We start from the raw sequence: 20,096 nt of genomic DNA, 5'->3' as shown, positions 1-20,096 counted from the left end.
ATATGTTGTTAAAAAAGAAAATAGAAATTGTAAATACTGAATGGGGTAAATCAGCTTACATATCATCAGATAATATTGCTGGTGATATGGAGGCAGTGAAGAAAAGTAATATTCTAGGTGTTATACTTTCTTTTGATAAAGGCTATAAATTGGACAATGTAGACTTTTTAAAGGATTACACATTTATAGAAAGAATTACAATATCATCTTATCAGGCAATTGATTATACAGCTCTACGCCATTTAAAAAACCTAAAAGTTTTAGCAATAAATGTACTTGCCAAAGACAATCAAGAAATTGATTTTAATATGTTTCCTAAACTTGAAGATTGTAGGTTTATTTGGAGACCAAAAGCAAAGACCATTTTTAATTGCACTTCTTTAAAGCGTTTAGATATAATTAAGTTTAACAAAGAAGATTTACAGGACTTAAGGCATTTGGTTAACCTTAAAACTTTAGGCTTAAGACAATCTTCTATTAAGTCTCTGATTGGTATAGAGAATTTACTGTTGGAAAGGTTGGGATTGTATCATTTATCAAAACTGGACAATCTTAAAGGAGTTGATAAACTATCAAAAACACTAAAATATTTAGATGTAGAATCGTGTAAAAACATTGATGAAATAGAAGAAATAAGTCAGCTTTATAGTCTTGAAAAGTTAGGGTTAAATAATTGTAAAGAAATAAAGTCCTTAAGTCCAATAAGAGGTTTGAAAAAACTAAAATGGTTTGATTTTTGGGGTAATACTTCTATACAAGATGGAGATATGACACCTTGTATTGGAATACAAAAAGTGGCGTTTGAAAATAGAAAACATTATAATTATAAAAATGAAGAAATTGATAAACTTAACCAAGGGAAGTAAATTATTATTTGTTTTGGTTTTATCCTTTATGGTAATGTCGTTTGATACTGAATTAAAAGAGCGTAAAGTTTTAAATGAAAAAATAACTTTGTTATTGCCTTCAGATTTTACTCTAATGGATGAATCAACTTTATTGATCAAATATCCAAACACAGCAAATCGACCAACAGAAGTTTATACCAATGATAAAGGAAGCATTAATATTGCTTTTAATCACACGTCCAATCCAATAAGTGAGCAAGAGTTAAACCAAGTGCAGACAGCTATCAAACAACAGTTATCAGCAACCAATGGTATAGAAATACTAAAGACTGACAAATTAACATCGAACAACTCTGAATTTTTGACTATTGAATTTATGTCGAATGCGATTGATACAAAAATTTACAATAAGATGTTTATAACAGTATTAGATGGAAAATTGCTTTTAGGCACATTTAATTGCACAATGAATGATTTAGATAAATGGCAGCCATTATCAAAACAAATGATAAGCTCTATTAAGAAATAAAAAATAGTTTAATAAACTTTTTTTACTTTTTAATAGTATTAGCTAATACTACAAATTATAAACTATAGGAAATCGATGAGTTTCAAATGATATGTCTTCTTTATGAGTTCGAGTCTAATACGCTACAATTGATCTTACATTAAGAGGGAAAGATCACCTTTGACAATCGGCTGAGCTATGAATACTTCCTCAAGGATCACTTGGGCAATGTACGGGTGAGCTACACCACCAATCCAAATGTTAAATAAAATAAATAGCTGTCATTCAATGATTTTTAAATCATTAATTCATTATATTTAATAGCGAATAAATATATGATTATGAATAAAGTAAAAGCTCCTTTAATGGCACTTCTTTTAATAATGTTTTTTACAAAACTACATGGCCAAGAAGACTATAGACAAAATATAATTCCCCCATCACCTGAAGCCTCATCTTTAGGGAAGTATACTGAAATTCCTGTGTCTAATTACACGGGTATCCCTGATATTTCTGTACCTGTTTTTGAAATTATCAATGGAGATCTTCAGTTACCTATTATGCTAAAGTATCATTCTTCTGGGGTGAAAGTAGAGGAAATTTCCTCATGGGTGGGAATAGGTTGGAGTTTAAATGCTGGGGGTGTAATCTCAAGAACCATTCATGGCTATGCAGATGAAAATATTTCTAATGCCTACATCAGTTATTTAGGACTAAAAGATTTAGGAATCACTAAACAATTGCTAGAAGACTATTCTGATGAATCTTCTTTAAGGTTAAATTTATTAAAAGATATTTCATCTGGATGTTATGATATTCAACCTGATATTTTTACTATAAATGTAAATGGGATCAACGCACAATTTATGTTTGATTTGGATGGTAATCTTATTGTAAGTTCAGAAACAAAGATCAAGGTTGAGATTGTTTGGTCAAATGGCTTTAATTCATCCATTCTTGGCTGGAATGTTTGGGATGATAAAGGCAATAAATATATTTTTGAACATACGGAGATAACACAATCAGATTCATTTAATAGTGTTTGTTATGCAAGTCAACCTTTAAATCAAGTGTCTTCTTGGTATTTATCTAGGATTGAAGATATTAATGGACTAAAGTTCATTGATTTTTCCTATAGTGACTACAGCATGAAATATAGAATTCTCAATTCGGAAACTATTTTGCATAGAAATCCTATAAGCGATCAATCATGTCCAGGAAGTATTCCAGGAATATACAATGCAGGGTATGATAGCCTTGAAGTGAGTGGAAAGATTATTAATGAAATAAATACTTCAAATGGCTTACAAGTCGTATTTTCGGGCGGTAATTCAAGATTAGATGTACAAGGTGTCAATAATAAAGCTCTGAGTAAAATTCTTGTTAAGTCCAACGGTGAGTTGATAAGAGAATTGAGGTTACAGCATGACTATTCCACAAATAGATTAACTTTAAAAAATGTAGTTCAATATAGTATTACGGAGGAAATTCCACTATATAGTTTTTCATATTATTCATCTCTACCTGAAAGGAATTCAAAAAGTATAGATCATTGGGGATACTACAATGGTGTAAACAACTCTACATTATTGCCCTCTGCAAATGTGTTTGGGACGTATTATAATAGCAATACAAATCGAGAGCCAGATGATAGATATACCATCTATGGGTTATTGAAGTCAATTACGTATCCAACAGGTGGGAAGAGTGAGTTTATATATGAAGCTAATACTTACAGCTTTACTAATGGAGGTGCTGTTTCTGATCAAAACATGTTTGAGCGAATTCCTTTTCTAACTTCCACAAGTTCATTCGGTTCTGATTGTAATGGACAAAATGCTTCTACATCGGAAATGATCTTTACTATAACAAGTGCTAGTGCTTCTCAAATACCAGTAGATGTGAGCTTAAACTTTCAATTATATAATGATCCTTACTTTGGTGGAAATGGTCCTCCAAAGGCATTCATATTAGATAGTGCTGAAAATATCATATATGAGTTTAATAGCCTAAGCCCTAGTTATTTTAGCATTATGTTGAGTCCCGGTAACTATAAAATTAGAACAGAGGCTACTTGGTCAGATTGTAATGGGAATAATGATGTAGCGTCTATTAGTGTTAGTTATTTATATGATGACTTAAATCAACCAATTGTAGAGAGATTTGGTGGGGGAGTTAGGATTAAGTCAATTAAAAATTATGATTATACCGATAGTCTATTAAGCTCTACTCAATTTGAGTATAAGGATGATCAAGGTATTTCCTCCGGTGTTTTATATAATGAACCTATCTATACTTATAATTATGAAAACTTTAAACAAATTGAAAATTACCAATTGGATTATCTATGTTCACTACAACTAAGACTTAGTGTTAACCCATCCTTGTTAGGTACTACAAGGGGTAATTATGTAGGCTATGAAAGAGTTACTGTAATTTCAAATGATAGCATCAATAATGGTAAGATTGTATATACTTACACAACTCCTAAAGATTATTTGTTTTTTAGTAATAATACTCCACCTTTTCAGCCTAGTGATGATTATTCCTTCCTTACTGGTAACTTAATTAATGAAGCTTATTTTGATAGCCAAGGAATGCTTATTAAAGAAGTTTCGAAATCATATCAGTTTGATAGTGTGGAGAATTCTTCATTGAAATTGCAATTTAAGGGAGGCGTATTATTAACAAATAGTTCTTTTTATTTTGGTAGGTATAAACAAATTTTTGGTTTTACAAAAGTAGTATCTAATGATACCTATATCTATACATCGGGAGATACCTTAAATATTAAAGAGAGCTTTGAATATGATGACAATCTGCAAAACGTAAAAGTTAAGAGATTATATAACAATAATTTATTAAACTCTACATATTACTTTTACTTATCTGATTTCATATTAAAAAGTACTACAGAAGAATTTCTTTATGATAAAAATTATACTGGAGTTCCAGTTGAGACATTAAGCTCAACAGTTTTAGATGGCTTAGAATATTTAAAAGATGTTAAGTATATGACTTTTAAATTTCAAGAAGATAATATTTTTCAAAATGTCTTATGGAGTGCGAGTAATCTCTTATTAGATGAATATAGCCCTAGGTACTCATCCTTAAATGGCCAATTAGATCAAAATCTTTATGAGTTGATTTATTTTGATAAGTATGACATTAATACAGGAAATATACTTAGTATGAGAGAAAATAATACACAATATTCATTTGATTATTTACTTAATACCAATTTAATCGCGTATTCAGCATTAAATGCTGCACATAATGAGATATTCTATTTGAGTTTTGAAGATAGTTTGGGAACTGTTGGTGATTCATTTGCAGGAAATAAATACTATGCAGGTTCATCCATCAATTTTAATGACTTTATTTCCATACCAAATGGGCAAGATTTATTAATGAGTTATTGGTATTTTGATGGTAAGTGGTTATATCAAGAACCCATCCCTTTTGTTAATTCAGTTAATCTTACTAATGGATCAAGAATTGATGAAGTTAGAATTTTCCCAAAAAATGCCTTGGTCAATACTTATAACTACCACAAAAATTTTTTTGTTAGATCTATAATAAATGAAAATAACCAAGCGAGTCACTATTATTATGACAGTCTTAATAGGCTTATTTTAATAAGAGATGATAAAGGTAATATCATTAATTCATTTACATATAATTATCGAGATTAAACTTAAATCACAAGCGCCAGCCCGAAGGCTGTGCGCTTGCTTCCTCATCCAGACAGAATCTCTCCAAGACTGCCCTTCAGAGTGACCTTAAGGCATATAAACGCCAAGAACTTTTGTTCCATTGATTTCAACACCATTTATTAATAGCTCCATATTGATAATTGGCTGGATATATTTTGATGCAACTAGTGGTAGTGGTGTAACAGGAGGTGTTAGTGATAGCTGACCAGTATTTGCAAGTCAACATTAAAATGATCTTAATATGAAAATTAAATCAATTGTGTTATTATTATTTTTTATATCTGTTATAGTTTTAACTATTTTTTATTCAAAGAAAGCAATTGAGTATGAAAGAAATTTGGAAATTAATTTTAAAGTATCTAGAGTTGAAATAACCCCTGCTTTGAGAGCTGTTTTATATGATAAAAATAATAATAAATTAGATTTACAACGTGTTGTGTTTTATCGTTCGCATGATGTAAAAGCAGGAGATATTGTTTTAAAAAAAGCAGGTTCAGATGTGCTTAGAGTTTATCGAGAGGATAGCTTGGGTTTAAAAAAAATTGTTTTAACTCTGAAAATTGATTAAGGTGATATGATTTAGCCCACGGTTTAAACCGTGGGCTATGGTGTAATTGTAAGATCATATTCTTTTAGTTTGAAGCATATCCTCCCTTCGTGAGACAGGCCTCCCTTTAGGAGGTGAATCATCCCTTGGTGCGACAGGCCGTCCCTTCGGGAGGTAAATGCGACCAGTGGGTAGCAGTAGGTCAGTAGCTTTTCTGCTTTGAGACCTTCCCTTCGGGAGGCAAGCCTTCCTTCTTCAGGGTGACAATGCAGGCGGGTTCATGGCATAGTCTTAATTGTAATTGGTGAGGTTTTTAAAATGAAATGAGACGCCCTGTAGGTCGTCTCTACGGGTGATGGATTTCAAAGTTTGGCTGGATTGCTTCGGGTTAGGTCCTCGCACTTGCCTGCCGAAGGTAGGATGACGTTGTAAATGTAGGACGATTGTATATGGAAAGAGACGTCATCAATGAACATCTCTACGATAGAGGCTACAAAACGGAGAACGATTTAACAATAGGTCAAATCATCAGGGAAGGATTACCCATCAATAAATGTAAAATGATTCAATTTAGCATGGCAAAATCTAAGATGGCGTGCTATGTAGTAGATGCTAAATCTAGTTATTATAAAGCGTTTAGGTTTTGATGGATTCTTTCCTTCAAGTCATTTCTGACACCTGCTTCTTCTGCATATTTATGCCACGATCTTACCACTAGATTAACTTCATTGATTATCTTCTCGCCTTTTTTGATGTTATTGTCTTTGGCGATGGTCATTAAGTCTGCTTTGGTAATATTCCGTCTTTTCCCATTTACACTTAAGGTTTGCTTGCTTACCCAATGATTGTTTGCATCAAATGAGAAGCACAAATCATAAGCAGGAGCTAGTCTCCAAGATTCGCCTTTTTTTAAGATGAATGAAAAGTTTTTGGTGTGATCATCATAGTTGGTGGCCAGCACATTAAACACCATTCTTCGAAACATTTCTTCTGCTTCAGGATAGGTTAATCGCAACAAGCGCATGGTTTGAAATACTTGTTCGTAGCTATAACCATCCATGTCATTGAAATCATAATGTTGTAAGCCACACAATGACTGTATGTGGTGCTTGGTGTTTCCTTCCCTATCAAATCGTTTGGTCATAAAGTGAGCACGACCATTTTCCTCCAGTAGCTCACACTCGCTCATGCTAATTCCGCATTCCTTTGCCATCAGATAATAGGCATACTCCACACGACCCCAGCCTGAGCTCTCTCCAAATTGTTCACCACTGACACCATCTAATTTAATTAACCAATGTTCGAATCCCTTGGGTACGTTTCCTTGACCCGATCGCACTTCTTTGGTCTTTTGATTGTAAGCGATGACTGCCTTGGGGCGGGCACCACCTGCGGAGGTTCCAATCTTTAGAATTTCCATCATGGCCTTTTCCTCGTCTTTACCTATATTGGTTAGAAAGGTCTCTCGCTCATTGAGCATTCTTTTTGCCACATCCACCAAACTGTCAAGCGCTAGAGAAAAACTGTTTTTGCTTGTTTTAATTTGGGCAGGTTCAAACTCTAAGGCACCCATGCCTCTTGAGCCTATAAAGCATAATTTCTCCACTGGATTCATGCTGCCTTCGGGACGCCCCTGTTGCGCCAGCCAGATATTAATTAACCTGTTCCCGTATTTGTCTGGTAGTGCATCAGCCAATAGCCCAGGAAGGCCTTTAAAGGTGTCTTCTGTTTCGCTTCTTCCTTGTCTTAATTCAGGGAAGCTGTAAATGCGTGAACCGTTTGTAATAGGCATTTTGATTGGAGATAAGTCCCAACCTTTTTGAAGAAACTTAGCATCATACTGGAAATAGCCAAGTCGCTGTTCCACATCCCAGCGTACAGCTCCAGCCAATTCACCCCATATTTTCACTTCAGCTACGTCTACCATCCTAATGCCTCTTTATCCTCTTGATCTTTGGTCTTATTCCTTACGCGCTCTTTGGTTTGCTTTTTTTTAAGTTTAGCATATTCTAGCGGGCTTATTTCGTTAGAGTAATTAAACCCATCTAGTACGTGAAGACAATCTAACGCTCTGAGTATTTGTATGAGACTTGACAGTGTTATAGATTCACCATTTTCTATTTGACTTAAAGTCCAGCGATTTAGGCCAGACATCTCTGCCAGTTGCGCTTGTGTTTTACTTTGTTGGACTCTTGTATGTTTGATAAAACCACCTATTTGTGCCACAATAGCACCATCGGACATTTGAGTGTAGTGTTTGTTGGCTTTTACCATCGCTATGTGTATTTATAAAGCTTTATGCTTGTATTTACCAACAAAGATAAGCATTTCCTGACATTTAAAAATAGGCGTGTTGGTATTTCTATACGTTAAACATATTTTTTTAGTTTTAGTGATAGTATTTACCAACATTAATTGTTAGATAAGCATCACAACCCTATCAAATTTCGCATAGTTCCAAAGACACCATGTTCAAATCAATTGGATTTTTTGGTTGCCCAATTCTTTTTATACTTGCTTAAGTAGGTCATTGTGCATCTAGTACGGTAACCTTCCTCCCCGCGGGCCTCCCTTCAGGAGATAAACCTTCCTCTATTGATGACTTGGAAAAGGAGTCTGAAAATTGGTGAAATTTAATAATGTGAAACGGGTTGTTTGGTCTGATAGGGCAAAATTGTCGCTGAGAGAGCATTATGATCATGAGGTGGGTAGGATAAATGATAGGGTAATAATGATCTGGATTGCTTCGGGTCAAGCCCTCGCACTTGCCTGCCGAAGGTAGGATGACGTTGCAAATGAAGGAAGATTGTATATAAAAGAGACGCCATAAATGGACGTCTCTACGATTGAGGTTACAAACGGAGGATGATTCAAAAATAGATTGATAATAAAAAAAGGGAAAGAAAAAAGGCTGTCTCAATCGAGACAGCCTTTGGTATTATTTGACTGTTTGAAGGCTGAGGGCTTCGTCTGGTGCCTCCACTGTGATTTGTTTGGCTTCTGGGGCTGGTGTTTCCGCATGGCCATTGCCGCTCATCTCTCCTAAGATCGGAGCGATCACGAGTCCTACGAGACAAGTAAGCTTGATGAGGATGTTCATCGATGGTCCAGAAGTGTCTTTGAAAGGGTCACCTACTGTATCACCTGTTACAGCTGCTTTGTGCGCATCAGAACCTTTGAAAGTCATCTCGCCATTGATCATGACACCAGCTTCAAATGATTTCTTAGCATTGTCCCAAGCACCCCCTGCGTTGTTTTGAAAGATCGCCCAGAGTACTCCTGATACTGCTACACCAGCCATATAGGCACCGAGTGCTTCTGCACCCATCACAAATCCAATGATGATAGGAGTGATGATCGTCATGGCTCCTGGGAGCATCATTTCTCTCAAGGCTGCCTTAGTAGAGATGTCTACGCATTTGCCATATTCTGGCTTGCCTGTTCCTTCTAAGATACCTGGGATTTCTCTAAACTGTCTTCTCACTTCATTTACCATGTCCATAGCAGCCTTACCTACTGACTGCATGGCTAGCGCAGAGAAAACTACTGGGATCATACCTCCGATGAAGAGGGCTGCTAGTACGTCTGCTTTGAAGATGTTGATCCCATCTATGCCTGTGAATGTCACATAAGCTGCAAATAGGGCCAAAGCTGTCAAGGCAGCAGAAGCGATGGCAAAGCCTTTACCAACTGCGGCAGTGGTGTTTCCTACAGAGTCCAATACGTCTGTTCTGCTTCTCACTTCTTTAGGCAGTTCACTCATCTCAGCGATACCACCAGCATTATCCGCGATAGGGCCAAAGGCATCAATAGCCAATTGCATAGCAGTCGTGGCCATCATGGCAGAAGCTGCGATCGCTACTCCATAGAAACCGGCAAGTTCATAAGACCCCCAGATCGCTGCTGCAAATAGAAGTACAGAAGAAAAAGTAGAGATCATCCCTGTCGCCAAACCAGCAATGATGTTGGTAGCAGCACCCGTAGATGAGTTTTGTACGATGTTAAGTACTGGCTTTTTACCCAAAGCAGTATAATACTCTGTGAAAGCAGAGATCAAAAGTCCCACTGTCAAACCGACTAATGTCGCATAGAAGACGTTCATGCTTGGGATCTCAAGGATACCCTCTCCGAAGAAGTTCATATAGATAGTCTCAGGAAGCATCCATTTTATCAAAAACCAGCAAGCAACGACTGTCAAGGCTAATGATACATAGTTGCCTAGGTTAAGCGCACTTTGCACTTGCGCTTCTTTGGCTTCGTTATTTTTGATTCGAACGAAGAAAGTACCAATGATCGAAGCGATGATTCCCACGCCTGCGATCACCAAGGGAAGGACGATAGGTCCCATATTGTTGAAGGCATCTGTGTACTGTGTGCCGAGTGTCTCAGACATGTCTTTAATGATGTAGTTACCGAGTACCATCGAAGCGAGTACTGTGGCCACATAAGAACCAAAAAGGTCAGCTCCCATACCGGCTACGTCTCCTACGTTGTCACCTACGTTATCCGCGATAGTTGCAGGGTTTCTAGGGTCATCCTCTGGGATACCTGCTTCTACTTTACCTACTAGGTCGGCACCTACGTCTGCTGCTTTGGTATAGATACCACCGCCTACACGTGCGAAAAGCGCGATAGATTCAGCACCTAAAGAGAAACCCGCCAAGGCTTCTAGGGCGATGGTCATTTCCATGTAGAAAGAAGCTTCTGACTTGATGAACATGCCTACGAAGAGGATGAAAAATAAGCTCAATCCAAGCACGGCTAGTCCAGCTACTCCTAGACCCATGACAGTACCGCCTTTGAAAGAGACATTGAGGGCTTGTGGAAGACTAGTTTTGGCTGCTTGTGTTGTTCTGACGTTTGATTTAGTCGCGATGCGCATTCCGATATTACCTGCTAGCGCTGAGAAAAGTGCTCCAATCACAAAGGCGATGACGATCATCCAGTGTGAAGTAGCTACGACTTGAGAAATGGCAAATAAAGCAATAGATGCGATCACTACGAATATCGCTAGGATGCGGTATTCAGCTTTGAGGAAAGCCATAGCACCTTCTTGGATGCTTTTCGCGATTCCCTGCATTTTATCATCTCCAGCATCTTGCTTGTTGACCCATGTGGCTAAGTAGCCCATGTACAGCAATCCTGCCACGCCAAATAGTGGCAAAATGTACATTAAGTTCTCCATTATGATTTGTTTTTAGGTTATTTTCAAATTGGGGCGTAAAATAGCGAGTGTGCTGATGAATTAAAAATAAAATTCTAGATTAAAATCTATTCAAGCTATGATGCTAGGTTAATAGCTTTGCTCATGATAGGCAAGAGAGAATGTCCGCTAGGGGATGTTTTCTGCTACTTACCCGTTGTTATTATATCCTTAAGCGAGAGATCTATCAGGATTTCTGCTTAAAAATTGGTATTTTTGTCCTTCGAAAAAAAATCATTGCATGAGTTTAAATCAGGAATTAGAGCATCGACTAAAGCTGAGAAATTGTCGCTTGGCTGACTATCAAGACATCAAAGAGATCATGACCGCCATCTATTCGGACTTAGGCGCCTGGACCAAGCAAGAGTTTAAGAAGCAACTGAATGCCTTTCCTGAGGGACAAATTTGTATAGAAGATAATGGCAAGGTGGTCGCTGCAGCGCTCAGCTTGATCGTGAAATATGATAAGTTTGGAGATAACCATACTTATGATGAGATCACGGGCAATGGGCAATTTGATACTCACGACTATGAAGGAGAGACACTTTATGGAACAGATGTATTTGTTCATCCAGACTATAGAGGCATGCGTCTCGGTCGAAGACTCTATGATGCCCGCAAAGAGCTGTGTGAAAACCTTAACCTCCGAGCGATCATCGCAGGAGGTAGGATCCCAGGCTATAGCAAGTATGCAGATCAGTTGACCCCTAGAAAATACATCGAACTCGTCAAGAATAAGGAAATTTACGATCCTGTTTTGTCCTTTCAGTTGGCCAATGAATTTCACGTACGTAAGGTCATCACCAAGTACTTGCCTGAGGATACCGACTCTCGCTCGTATGCGACCTTGCTCGAGTGGATCAATATCTATTACGAAAAGGATGAAAAGCTCATTGGTAACAAAAAGTCGGTTGTTCGACTTGGGATCGTCCAGTGGAAGATGCGTAGGACCGTATCAGTAGCCGATTTGATGCAACAGGTAGAGTTTTTTGTAGATACCGTAGCAGGCTATAATTCTGACTTCTGTATGTTCCCAGAGTTTTTCAATGCCCCCCTGATGGCGCAGTTCAACGACATGGGTGCTTCAGATGCAGTACGTGCACTATCAGACTACACAGAGGAGATCAAAGACGCTATGGTGGAGCTGGCACTTTCTTACAATGTCAATATCATCGCAGGCTCTATGCCTGAGTATGATGGGCAAAAGCTCCGAAATGTGAGTTATCTCTGTCGTAGAGATGGTACTTATGAGAAGCAATATAAACTACATGTGACACCAGATGAAGCACTCTACTGGGGTATGCAGGGTGGAAACAAGATCAGCACATTTGACACGGATGCTGGTAAGATCGGTATCTTGATTTGCTATGATGTGGAATTCCCAGAGCTAGGCAGATTGCTAGCCGAGCAAAACATGGATATTCTTTTTGTGCCTTTTTGGACAGATACTAAGAATGCCTTCTTGCGTGTAAGTACTTGTGCTAAAGCAAGGGCTATTGAAAATGAGTGCTATGTGGCGATTTCAGGTTCGGTAGGTAACTTGCCAAAGGTAGAAAATATGGATATTCAGTACTCTCAAGCAGCTGTATTTTCTCCATCAGATTTTTCATTTCCTCATGATGCCATCGTAGCAGAGGCTTCTGCCAATACGGAGACTACACTGATCGCAGATGTCGATCTAGAACTCCTCATGAAGCAGCGTATGCAAGGTAGCGTACGTAACCTTGAGCAGCGTAGAACAGACCTCTATCAGATCACTTGGGGTAAAAAGACCAAGAAATAATGAAAGAAATATTAGATCAATATACTCCTGATCAGGTCAGTAGGGCCAAAGCCATCCGAGCTCTCGTGATGGATGTAGATGGCGTGATGACAGACGGGGGGATCATCTATGACAATGACTTTGTTGAGTACAAGCGTTTCAACGTAAAGGACGGACAGATCATTAGTCATCTCAAACGCAGCGGGATCATCGTGGGCGTACTGACTGGTAGAGATTCAGAAGTGGTGAAGAAACGCTGTGAGGAACTCAAAATGGATTTCCACTATCATGGGCTGAAGGATAAACTGGCCCAGCTGCATGAAGTGCAAGCGACTTATCAATTAGCTGCTCACGAGATTGCCTACATAGGAGATGATATCATAGATCTAGATATCATGCGGCAGTGTGGACTAGCTTGTGCACCAGTGGATGCCTTGAGCTATGTACGCAGAGAAGCTCACTTAGTGACGCAGGTCAAAGGTGGAGAAGGAGCAGTGAGAGAGGTAGCGGATTTGATTCTTTCAGCTCAAAACAAATTTATAGACATCATCAAAACCAAAGATATTTAATGGACAAGTTTGAAAAAGCCATACAGCTCACGCCAAACATTAAGTTGGGTGCAGAAAAGATGGTGTTGTTTGCCGGGCCATGTGCCGTGGAGAGTTATGAAATCTGTAGCGAGATCGGGGCTACTGTCAAGGCACTAGCAGATGAGCTAGGGATCGAGTATGTGTTCAAAGCTTCTTTTGACAAGGCTAATCGTACTTCAGCGGGGTCTTTTAGAAGTATCGGGATGGATAAGTCCCTCGAAGTCTTGCAGCGTGTAGGTCGTGAACTCTCTGTACCATTGGTAACGGATGTGCATGAGAGCTATCAAGTCAAAGATGTAGCAGAGGTGGTCGATGTGATTCAAATCCCTGCATTCCTTTGTCGTCAGACAGATCTGCTTTTGGCAGCAGGAGAGAGTGGCAAATCAGTGAAGGTCAAGCGTGGGCAGTTTATGGCGCCAGAGGACATGCAGTATGCGGTCAAAAAGGTCAAGTCCACTGGAAACGACAATGTATGCTTGACAGAGCGTGGTTTTACGCTAGGCTATCATAATCTAGTAGTAGATATGCGTGCTTTGCCTACTATGCGTCAATATGCTCCTGTCGTGTTTGATATCACGCATAGTGTGCAACAGCCTGGTGGTGCTGGAGGTACCTCAGGAGGTCAGCGTGAGTTTGCACCATTTTTAGCGAGAGCGGCTGCGGCTACAGGGATCGATGGCTTTTTCATAGAGACACATCCTGATCCATCAAAGGCATTAAGTGATGGACCAAATCTCATCCCGCTACACCATATGCGTGAGTTTCTCATCATGCTGAAGGAGTCATGGGAGCTCGGTAGAAAGTACCAGAATATTAATTTGAAATAAATAGTAAATCGTACAAAAAGCCTCTGAATTTCAGAGGCTTTTGCTTTGTAGCCAATTGATATAATGAAGAATTTTTTCAACTTGGGCTTCTTCGCTTGTCAGTGAAGTGATTTGCTCTCGGATACTTTGTTGTTCATGCTGACTAAGTACTTCAAATTGATCCAAGACCTGCGCCTCTTCAAAACTGATCCTGATGTAGTCCTCTTCGAGCGCCTCTTCTGTTGGCTGATCTAGTGTCAAAGTCACAGTAACTTTATCTCCACCTGTCTTTCCGATAGCTTTGCGAATAGTGCCATTGATGGCAAGTATCTTATCAGCATTTTTGGTAGGAGCGAGATTTTTAGAGTCGATCACATAGCCATCGATGCTGCCAGAAACCTTGATATCGCCCCACTTTCCTTTGATATCTTTGGTATGAGGGATGATGAGATGATAAGTCCAAGCACCATTGCCTGAGATATATTGAATCTCAAGTATCTCGTCTTTGATCAAATGGTTTGATTTATTTGAAGAGATCATAAATAGATTGAAGTAGTGTTTTGAACATTAGTCTTCCATCTCCTTGATCTTAGTAGGGATATCAAAAAGTCCATCGATCACCCACTCTTCATCATAAACGGACTTATAGACTACTTTTAGTCTCACTTCATTAGATGAAATAATATCGTTTTGGCTTTTTACTTCTGGGTCTCGAATGATTTCTAAAAGAGTAAATTCTTCACCAGCAGGTATAGCCAAACCACTTACTATATCAGCATATTCGCCTATGTTATGAGGGAAGTCTTTTTTGCCGAGATGCTCATTGAGGAAAGTTATATAGTCATAATCCTTATAAAGGGAGTCCTTATAAGTGATACTTATCTCTTTGATAAAAGCTGGGCCAAGTCCTTGATTGATAAAAAATACTCGATAGCTATCTCCATTATTATAGCCACTAGCTAGCATCAAATAAGGATAGCTTGAGGCAAGTTGTTGTTTCTTTTGTAAATCAAATTGTTTGCTGATAACATTTGATTGGTAGATCAAAATGAAAAGCGTGCCAGCACTCAAAAAAATAGCGGCTAAACTGATCAAAAGGTTGCCATCGAGTTTTCTTTTCGGCTTAGTAGATTTAGGCATATGCTTAGTCTTTCAGTGCAAAACGAACATAACTTCTTTCTACTTTATTTCAAAGAATCCTACACTTCAATATACGATTCAATATGCTTTAGAGCCAATCAGACTTGAGTTTTTCAAAAGCAATCAGTCCACTGAGGGTTACGCCTGGGATGCCTTGTCCAGGATAGGTCGTATCACCACAGATATAGGCTTTGTGTCCGTCTAGTCTAGCATCGAGCATTTGCCAAGGCTTGATATGTCTGAACTGTGGATAGCCTCCCACAAATCCAAAAGCCCTGCCTGTCCACTTTTGCCAAGATTTTGGTCCGCTATGGTGCTGATAGATGATATTTTCGGGTAAAAGGATGTCATCTTCAAAGAGCTTTTTCAAGATCTCTTGTGCTACTTTTTCATTGTCTATGATGCGTTTGCTAGGATTGGGCACGTGCGTACTGATCGACATGACTCTCAAGCCAGGTTCATCGCTCCTAGAAGTATCATCAGGGTCACTTAAGCTAATAAATATGCTATGAGAACCAGTCTCGGCTAGAGGTTTGTCTAGATGGATCTGATGATGAAGGGCTTCAAATTCACGATGCGGTTTGAAGCCTATTCCCATTTGAAAGGCAGAGTTAAGCTGCTCGGAAACCATGAGTTTCTTTTCTAATTTCCCTTTCCAATTACCTTCAAAAAGTGGAAGTGTATTATTGATCGGTATGCCAGAGATGACATATTCGGCACTGTACTGATCCCCCTTATCTGTAGTGATAAGATAGTTTTTAGCTGTATTAGCTACATTTTTAACGCCTGTTCTTAGGTGAAGTTTACCTCCTTTTGCTTCCACATAATCTACAAATGGCTGCACTAGAGAGATCAGTCCGCCATCTAAATAATAATTACCATAATTGGTATAGCATAAGGCCGTAGCGCCAAATAGGACATTGACTTCTGGATGTTGATTTTGCGCAGTGATGAGTAACTGCTCGTCTACAAAATCCACAAAAGTCTGATTTTCTAGCAAGTCATATTTTTCTAAAAGCCACTTCATGGAAAATAGCGCGTATCTAGCATAGTTGACCTGCTTCAGGCTAGCTCTCTGAGCTGATTTGAGTAGATCTTTGATCGAGCTGGGAGGGAAGTGTACTTGCTTCACAGATGTATCCCAGACAAACTGACTGACGCGATAGCAAAACTCCCAAAATGCGCGTTGATTTTTTGGTCCGAAGACTCGCTCTGCTTCTTGGATCCATTGTTCTAGGTCTTGGTATCTATTGATGACTTGCCCATTTGAAAGGTGCACTTGCATAGGAAGTGTTAATTGTTTGGCAGGAAGCGAGATTCCTGTACGGTCTAAAACTTGACGGAGTGGCATGCCTTCATCCAATCCAACGAGGGTAGTAGCTCCCGCTTCAAACACAAATCCCTTACGCCAGTAAGCACTCGTACAGCCTCCGGGCAAATAATTTTGCTCAAAAATGTGTACCTTCAATCCTCTTTGGGCTAAAAGTGCAGCGGCTGACAGGGCACCCATTCCACTTCCAATCACAGCAACATCAACGTTGTCAGTCATTTATGTATTTTGTTTAATAATTTTTTACAAATATTAAACAAATATAAAAAAGTCATTGTTTGAAATATGTTGAATTCGCAAAATAGCTTTGAAGGAATTAATTTTGGTCATTGTTTTGTTTAAGTTTCGAACACAAAAAAGTAAATGAAAGTATCCGTTTTTAGAAAAGAGCACTTCAATGCAGCTCACCGATTAAATAACCCCAAATGGTCCGCAGATAAGAATGCAGCTGTTTTTGGTAAGTGCAATAATCCGAACTTTCATGGTCATAATTATGAGTTGATCGTCAAGCTGACTGGTGAAGTAGATCCTGAAACGGGCTATGTATATGATATGAAAGTCCTCAGTGATACGATCAAGAAACATGTATTAGATAAATTTGATCATAAAAATTTAAACCTAGATACAGATGAATTTCGTGATCTCAACCCCTCCGCAGAGAACATCTCTGTGGTTATTTGGAATATTTTAAGAAAGGTCATTGACCAAAAATTTGAACTAACTGTAACCCTATATGAAACAGAGAGAAATTACGTTGAATACTCAGGCAGTGGAAACTAAGAAACTCGCAAACGAAGCTTTTGATGCGATGGGTGATGAGCACATTCTATCTTCTATCAATACACCTCTCAGAGAAGATGCTTTCGAGATGGATGATGATTTGAAGATCGAGATGATTCAAAAACATTTTAAAGAGATCATGAACATCTTAGGCCTTGACCTGACTGATGACAGCTTAAAAGGCACGCCACACCGAGTAGCCAAAATGTATGTAAAGGAGATATTCAGTGGATTGAATCCAAAGAATAAGCCTGCCATGAAACTGTTTGAAAATAAATACAAGTACAATGAAATGCTTGTAGAGAAAGACATTACTTTCTTCTCTAATTGTGAGCATCACTTTGTGCCGATTTATGGTAAAGCGCACGTAGCGTACATCAGCAATGGTAGTGTAATAGGACTCTCTAAACTCAATAGGATTGTACAATATTATGCCAAGCGCCCACAGGTGCAGGAGCGTTTGACTGTACAAATCGCTAATGAACTTAAAGAAGCCTTAGGTACAGATAATGTAGCCATCGTCATCGATGCTAAGCACATGTGTGTTTCTTCGAGAGGTATACAAGATGTAAATAGTGCTACAGTGACTTCTCACTTTAGTGGAAAGTTTCAAAATGAAGATGTCAAGAAGGAATTTTTGAATTATCTATCATTAGAAACAAAATACTAAGATAGCATGTCAAAGAATATATTAGTTGTAGGTGCTAGTTCTGGTATAGGTAAAGTTGTGGCTGAGCAGTTGATTGCTGCTGGTCATGAAGTTTATACTGCTTCTAGAAGAGATGAATCTCCAGAAGGTGCCCATCATATCAACTTGGATATTACTAGTGACTTTTCTGAGATAGATGGATTGCCAGAGGAGCTTCATGGGGTTGTTTATTGTCCAGGTACTATCAACTTGAAGCCATTTCAGCGACTTAGTCAAGAGGATTTTCAACATGATTTTGAAGTCAATGTGCTAGGTGCGACTAAGATACTTCAGGCAGCTTTGAAGCCTTTGAAAAAAGGAAAAAACGGATCTGTAGTGTTATTCAGTACGGTAGCCGTTCAGAGTGGAATGACTTTTCATGCTTCAGTAGCTATGGCAAAAGGGGCTATAGAAGGACTTACAAGATCACTTGCTGCTGAGTGGGTAGCGAGCAATATCAGAGTGAATGCCATCGCACCATCTCTCACTGATACGCCACTGGCTGCTCAGCTACTTTCTACGCCAGAGCGCAAAGAAGCTTCTGATAAAAGACATCCGCTTGGCAGGGTTGGCACATCAGAGGAGATTGCATCCATGGCGACTTACTTATTATCAGATCAAGCCAGCTGGATCACAGGTCAGATATTTCATCTAGATGGTGGGATGTCTGTAGTGAGAGGATAAGAAAATTTAACCAAACCATTTATAGACGAAAAAGGTGCCCTATGGGTGCCTTTTTTTGTGAGAAAATTCATTTTTTTGAATAAGGATTGCAAACCTTTCAATTATCTAAAGGTTATGAATATGTATGTAAAAATGAATAAGTATGAAGACCCCGCCTGAGTCATTTTTGATATTTAGGGAAGAGCTGAAAAAGGCTGAGCTGGAGAAGAAGCGACTCAAAGAAGAATACGAGCAGAAAATAGCTCAGATGAACCAAGAACTCTTACGATTGCAAGAACAGATATCTGCTCAGCAAGATATGATGAAAACTACCATACAGTATGCTTCTAAGATAGAAGAGGAGATGAAAAATCTCAATCATAAAATGGAAGATGATAAAAATAAGGGTAGAAAAACTTTTCACTAATCAGTCAATCAAAAACCATCATGAATACACTTTCGACTAATTACAGCTTGACCTTATATGCAGAGAGTTTGTATGCGAAGATCTATCACGAGCCATCTTTGGGTATAGTGATCTGCGAACTGACGGCAGATTATATTCCTATCGATGAGTTTAAGAAGACTTTCATGCAGATGATTGACTTAGTAAAAGGTGGAGGATATACAAAGTTTATTTTTGACAAACGAGCTTTGAGAGCATTCCATCAGCCTTCTATGGAATGGTATTTTATCATCTGGAAAAAGCAAATGATGGAGCATGGTGTCAAGACACACAGAAAAATCCTTCCAGATGAGCCATGGTTTGAGAAGACTGTCATGATTGCCAAAGATCAAATCCTGAAGGAGTTTCCTGATAATATCATTGGACAATTAGATATTAGATACTGCAATAGCATAGATGAAGCCATTGAAAGTTGATATGAAGCATTTTACGGAACAAGATTTCCCTGTTTTAGATACATTTTTTAGAAGAAATCTGATCAACTGTTTGAGTGGCTATAAGAGTGTCAATCTCTTAGGTACTATTAGTAAGGAGGGAGTGACTAATTTGGCGATTTTCAGTCAAGTGTTTCATATTGGAGCCAATCCTCCGCTAGTGGGTGTTCTCTTTAGACCGCACACAGTGGAGAGAGGAACACTCGAAAATATCCTTGAAACAAAATACTTCACCCTCAATCATATAACTGAAGGTTTCTACCAAGAGGCACATCACACAAGTGCTAGATGGGACGTATCAGAGTTTGCTGCGTGTGGATTAGAGGAAGAGTATAAAGATGACTTCATAGCGCCTTATGTCAAAGGAAGTCCGCTTCAGATAGGTTTAGAATGGGTTGATCGCAAAGATCTGGAGATCAATGGGACGATCCTCATGATCGGGGCTATCAGGGAGTTGTATGTCCAGGAAAATGCGATTGGCGAGGATGGCTTTATTGATTTGGGGACACTAGGAACGATCACTTGTTCTGGTCTGGATGGATACCATAGGGTAGAAAAGATCGCTAGGTTGAGTTATGCTAAGCCAGATCACAAACCGAAAGTCATTTCTTGAGA

Annotated in this window: 19 protein-coding genes; 13 read left to right on the top strand and 6 right to left on the bottom strand. The window is 38.6% G+C overall.

The window, feature by feature from the left end; genetic code table 11:
• Positions 1-2 precede the first annotated feature (2 nt).
• The 4 genes from I5349_RS09520 (at position 3) to I5349_RS09505 (ending at position 5,640) form a co-directional block, all read left to right on the top strand.
• Positions 3-866, top strand: a complete 864-nt coding sequence (locus I5349_RS09520; RefSeq protein WP_226390530.1) for a leucine-rich repeat domain-containing protein — start codon at positions 3-5, stop codon at positions 864-866.
• Positions 832-1,377: a hypothetical protein gene (locus I5349_RS09515; RefSeq protein WP_226390529.1), complete on the top strand. Its 546-nt coding sequence runs from the start codon at positions 832-834 to the stop codon at positions 1,375-1,377. The genes I5349_RS09520 and I5349_RS09515 overlap by 35 nt, the downstream gene beginning before the upstream one ends.
• Before the next feature lie 320 nt (positions 1,378-1,697).
• Positions 1,698-5,051 carry a hypothetical protein gene (locus I5349_RS09510; protein ID WP_226390528.1) on the top strand — a complete coding sequence of 1,118 codons (3,354 nt, stop codon included), beginning with the start codon at positions 1,698-1,700 and terminating at the stop codon, positions 5,049-5,051.
• A 262-nt stretch (positions 5,052-5,313) separates the two neighbouring features.
• A complete protein-coding gene (locus tag I5349_RS09505; RefSeq protein ID WP_226390527.1) occupies positions 5,314-5,640 on the top strand; it encodes a hypothetical protein in 327 nt (108 codons plus the stop codon).
• Positions 5,641-6,244: 604 nt separating this feature from the next.
• Here I5349_RS09505 and I5349_RS09500 read toward each other — a convergent pair.
• The 3 genes from I5349_RS09500 to I5349_RS09490 all read right to left on the bottom strand — a co-directional run bounded on the left by I5349_RS09500 (position 6,245) and on the right by I5349_RS09490 (position 10,804).
• Positions 6,245-7,546 (bottom strand): type II toxin-antitoxin system HipA family toxin, encoded by a 1,302-nt coding sequence (locus I5349_RS09500; protein ID WP_226390526.1) that lies wholly within the window; start codon positions 7,544-7,546, stop codon positions 6,245-6,247.
• Positions 7,540-7,893, bottom strand: a complete 354-nt coding sequence (locus tag I5349_RS09495) for a helix-turn-helix domain-containing protein (RefSeq protein ID WP_226390525.1) — start codon at positions 7,891-7,893, stop codon at positions 7,540-7,542. The genes I5349_RS09500 and I5349_RS09495 overlap by 7 nt, the downstream gene beginning before the upstream one ends.
• 664 nt (positions 7,894-8,557) lie before the next feature.
• On the bottom strand, positions 8,558-10,804 hold the full coding sequence (locus I5349_RS09490) for a sodium-translocating pyrophosphatase (protein ID WP_226390524.1): 2,247 nt from the start codon (positions 10,802-10,804) through the stop codon (positions 8,558-8,560).
• A 259-nt stretch (positions 10,805-11,063) separates the two neighbouring features.
• Between I5349_RS09490 and I5349_RS09485 the strand changes: the two genes are divergently transcribed.
• From I5349_RS09485 to kdsA, 3 genes are read left to right on the top strand one after another with little or no spacing between them, the layout of a single operon-like run.
• Complete coding sequence (locus I5349_RS09485; protein WP_226390523.1) at positions 11,064-12,605, top strand: bifunctional GNAT family N-acetyltransferase/carbon-nitrogen hydrolase family protein; 1,542 nt, start codon at positions 11,064-11,066, stop codon at positions 12,603-12,605.
• On the top strand, positions 12,605-13,153 hold the full coding sequence (locus tag I5349_RS09480) for a KdsC family phosphatase (RefSeq protein ID WP_226390522.1): 549 nt from the start codon (positions 12,605-12,607) through the stop codon (positions 13,151-13,153). Before I5349_RS09485 ends, I5349_RS09480 begins: the two co-directional genes overlap by 1 nt.
• On the top strand, positions 13,153-14,001 hold the full coding sequence (kdsA, locus tag I5349_RS09475) for a 3-deoxy-8-phosphooctulonate synthase (protein WP_226390521.1): 849 nt from the start codon (positions 13,153-13,155) through the stop codon (positions 13,999-14,001). The genes I5349_RS09480 and kdsA overlap by 1 nt, the downstream gene beginning before the upstream one ends.
• Before the next feature lie 30 nt (positions 14,002-14,031).
• Here the strand turns inward: kdsA and I5349_RS09470 are convergent, their stop codons facing one another.
• The 3 genes from I5349_RS09470 to I5349_RS09460 form a co-directional block, all read right to left on the bottom strand.
• Positions 14,032-14,520 (bottom strand): DUF1905 domain-containing protein, encoded by a 489-nt coding sequence (locus tag I5349_RS09470; RefSeq protein ID WP_226390520.1) that lies wholly within the window; start codon positions 14,518-14,520, stop codon positions 14,032-14,034.
• A gap of 27 nt (positions 14,521-14,547) precedes the next feature.
• On the bottom strand, positions 14,548-15,120 hold the full coding sequence (locus I5349_RS09465) for a hypothetical protein (RefSeq protein WP_226390519.1): 573 nt from the start codon (positions 15,118-15,120) through the stop codon (positions 14,548-14,550).
• A gap of 88 nt (positions 15,121-15,208) precedes the next feature.
• Positions 15,209-16,669 carry a phytoene desaturase family protein gene (locus I5349_RS09460; RefSeq protein WP_226390518.1) on the bottom strand — a complete coding sequence of 487 codons (1,461 nt, stop codon included), beginning with the start codon at positions 16,667-16,669 and terminating at the stop codon, positions 15,209-15,211.
• 144 nt (positions 16,670-16,813) lie between these two features.
• Between I5349_RS09460 and I5349_RS09455 the strand changes: the two genes are divergently transcribed.
• From I5349_RS09455 to I5349_RS09430, 6 genes are all read left to right on the top strand, one after another.
• Complete coding sequence (locus I5349_RS09455) at positions 16,814-17,230, top strand: 6-pyruvoyl trahydropterin synthase family protein (protein WP_226390517.1); 417 nt, start codon at positions 16,814-16,816, stop codon at positions 17,228-17,230.
• Entirely contained in the window at positions 17,184-17,900 is a 717-nt protein-coding gene (folE, locus tag I5349_RS09450; protein WP_226390516.1) for a GTP cyclohydrolase I FolE, read from the top strand. Before I5349_RS09455 ends, folE begins: the two co-directional genes overlap by 47 nt.
• A 6-nt stretch (positions 17,901-17,906) precedes the next feature.
• A complete protein-coding gene (locus I5349_RS09445) occupies positions 17,907-18,602 on the top strand; it encodes an SDR family NAD(P)-dependent oxidoreductase (RefSeq protein ID WP_226390515.1) in 696 nt (231 codons plus the stop codon).
• A 142-nt stretch (positions 18,603-18,744) separates the two neighbouring features.
• Entirely contained in the window at positions 18,745-19,008 is a 264-nt protein-coding gene (locus tag I5349_RS09440) for a hypothetical protein (protein WP_226390514.1), read from the top strand.
• 20 nt (positions 19,009-19,028) lie between these two features.
• Positions 19,029-19,463 carry a hypothetical protein gene (locus tag I5349_RS09435; RefSeq protein WP_226390513.1) on the top strand — a complete coding sequence of 145 codons (435 nt, stop codon included), beginning with the start codon at positions 19,029-19,031 and terminating at the stop codon, positions 19,461-19,463.
• 1 nt (position 19,464) lies between these two features.
• The gene (locus tag I5349_RS09430) at positions 19,465-20,094 is read left to right on the top strand and encodes a flavin reductase family protein (RefSeq protein ID WP_226390512.1); all 630 of its coding nucleotides are present in this window, start codon (positions 19,465-19,467) and stop codon (positions 20,092-20,094) included.
• Positions 20,095-20,096 lie beyond the last annotated feature (2 nt).

Source organism: Penaeicola halotolerans, from assembly GCF_016464625.1.
In the GTDB taxonomy this organism is placed as follows: Bacteria; Bacteroidota; Bacteroidia; order Cytophagales; family Cyclobacteriaceae; genus Penaeicola; species Penaeicola halotolerans.
This window is presented reverse-complemented; position numbering and strand designations above follow the sequence as displayed.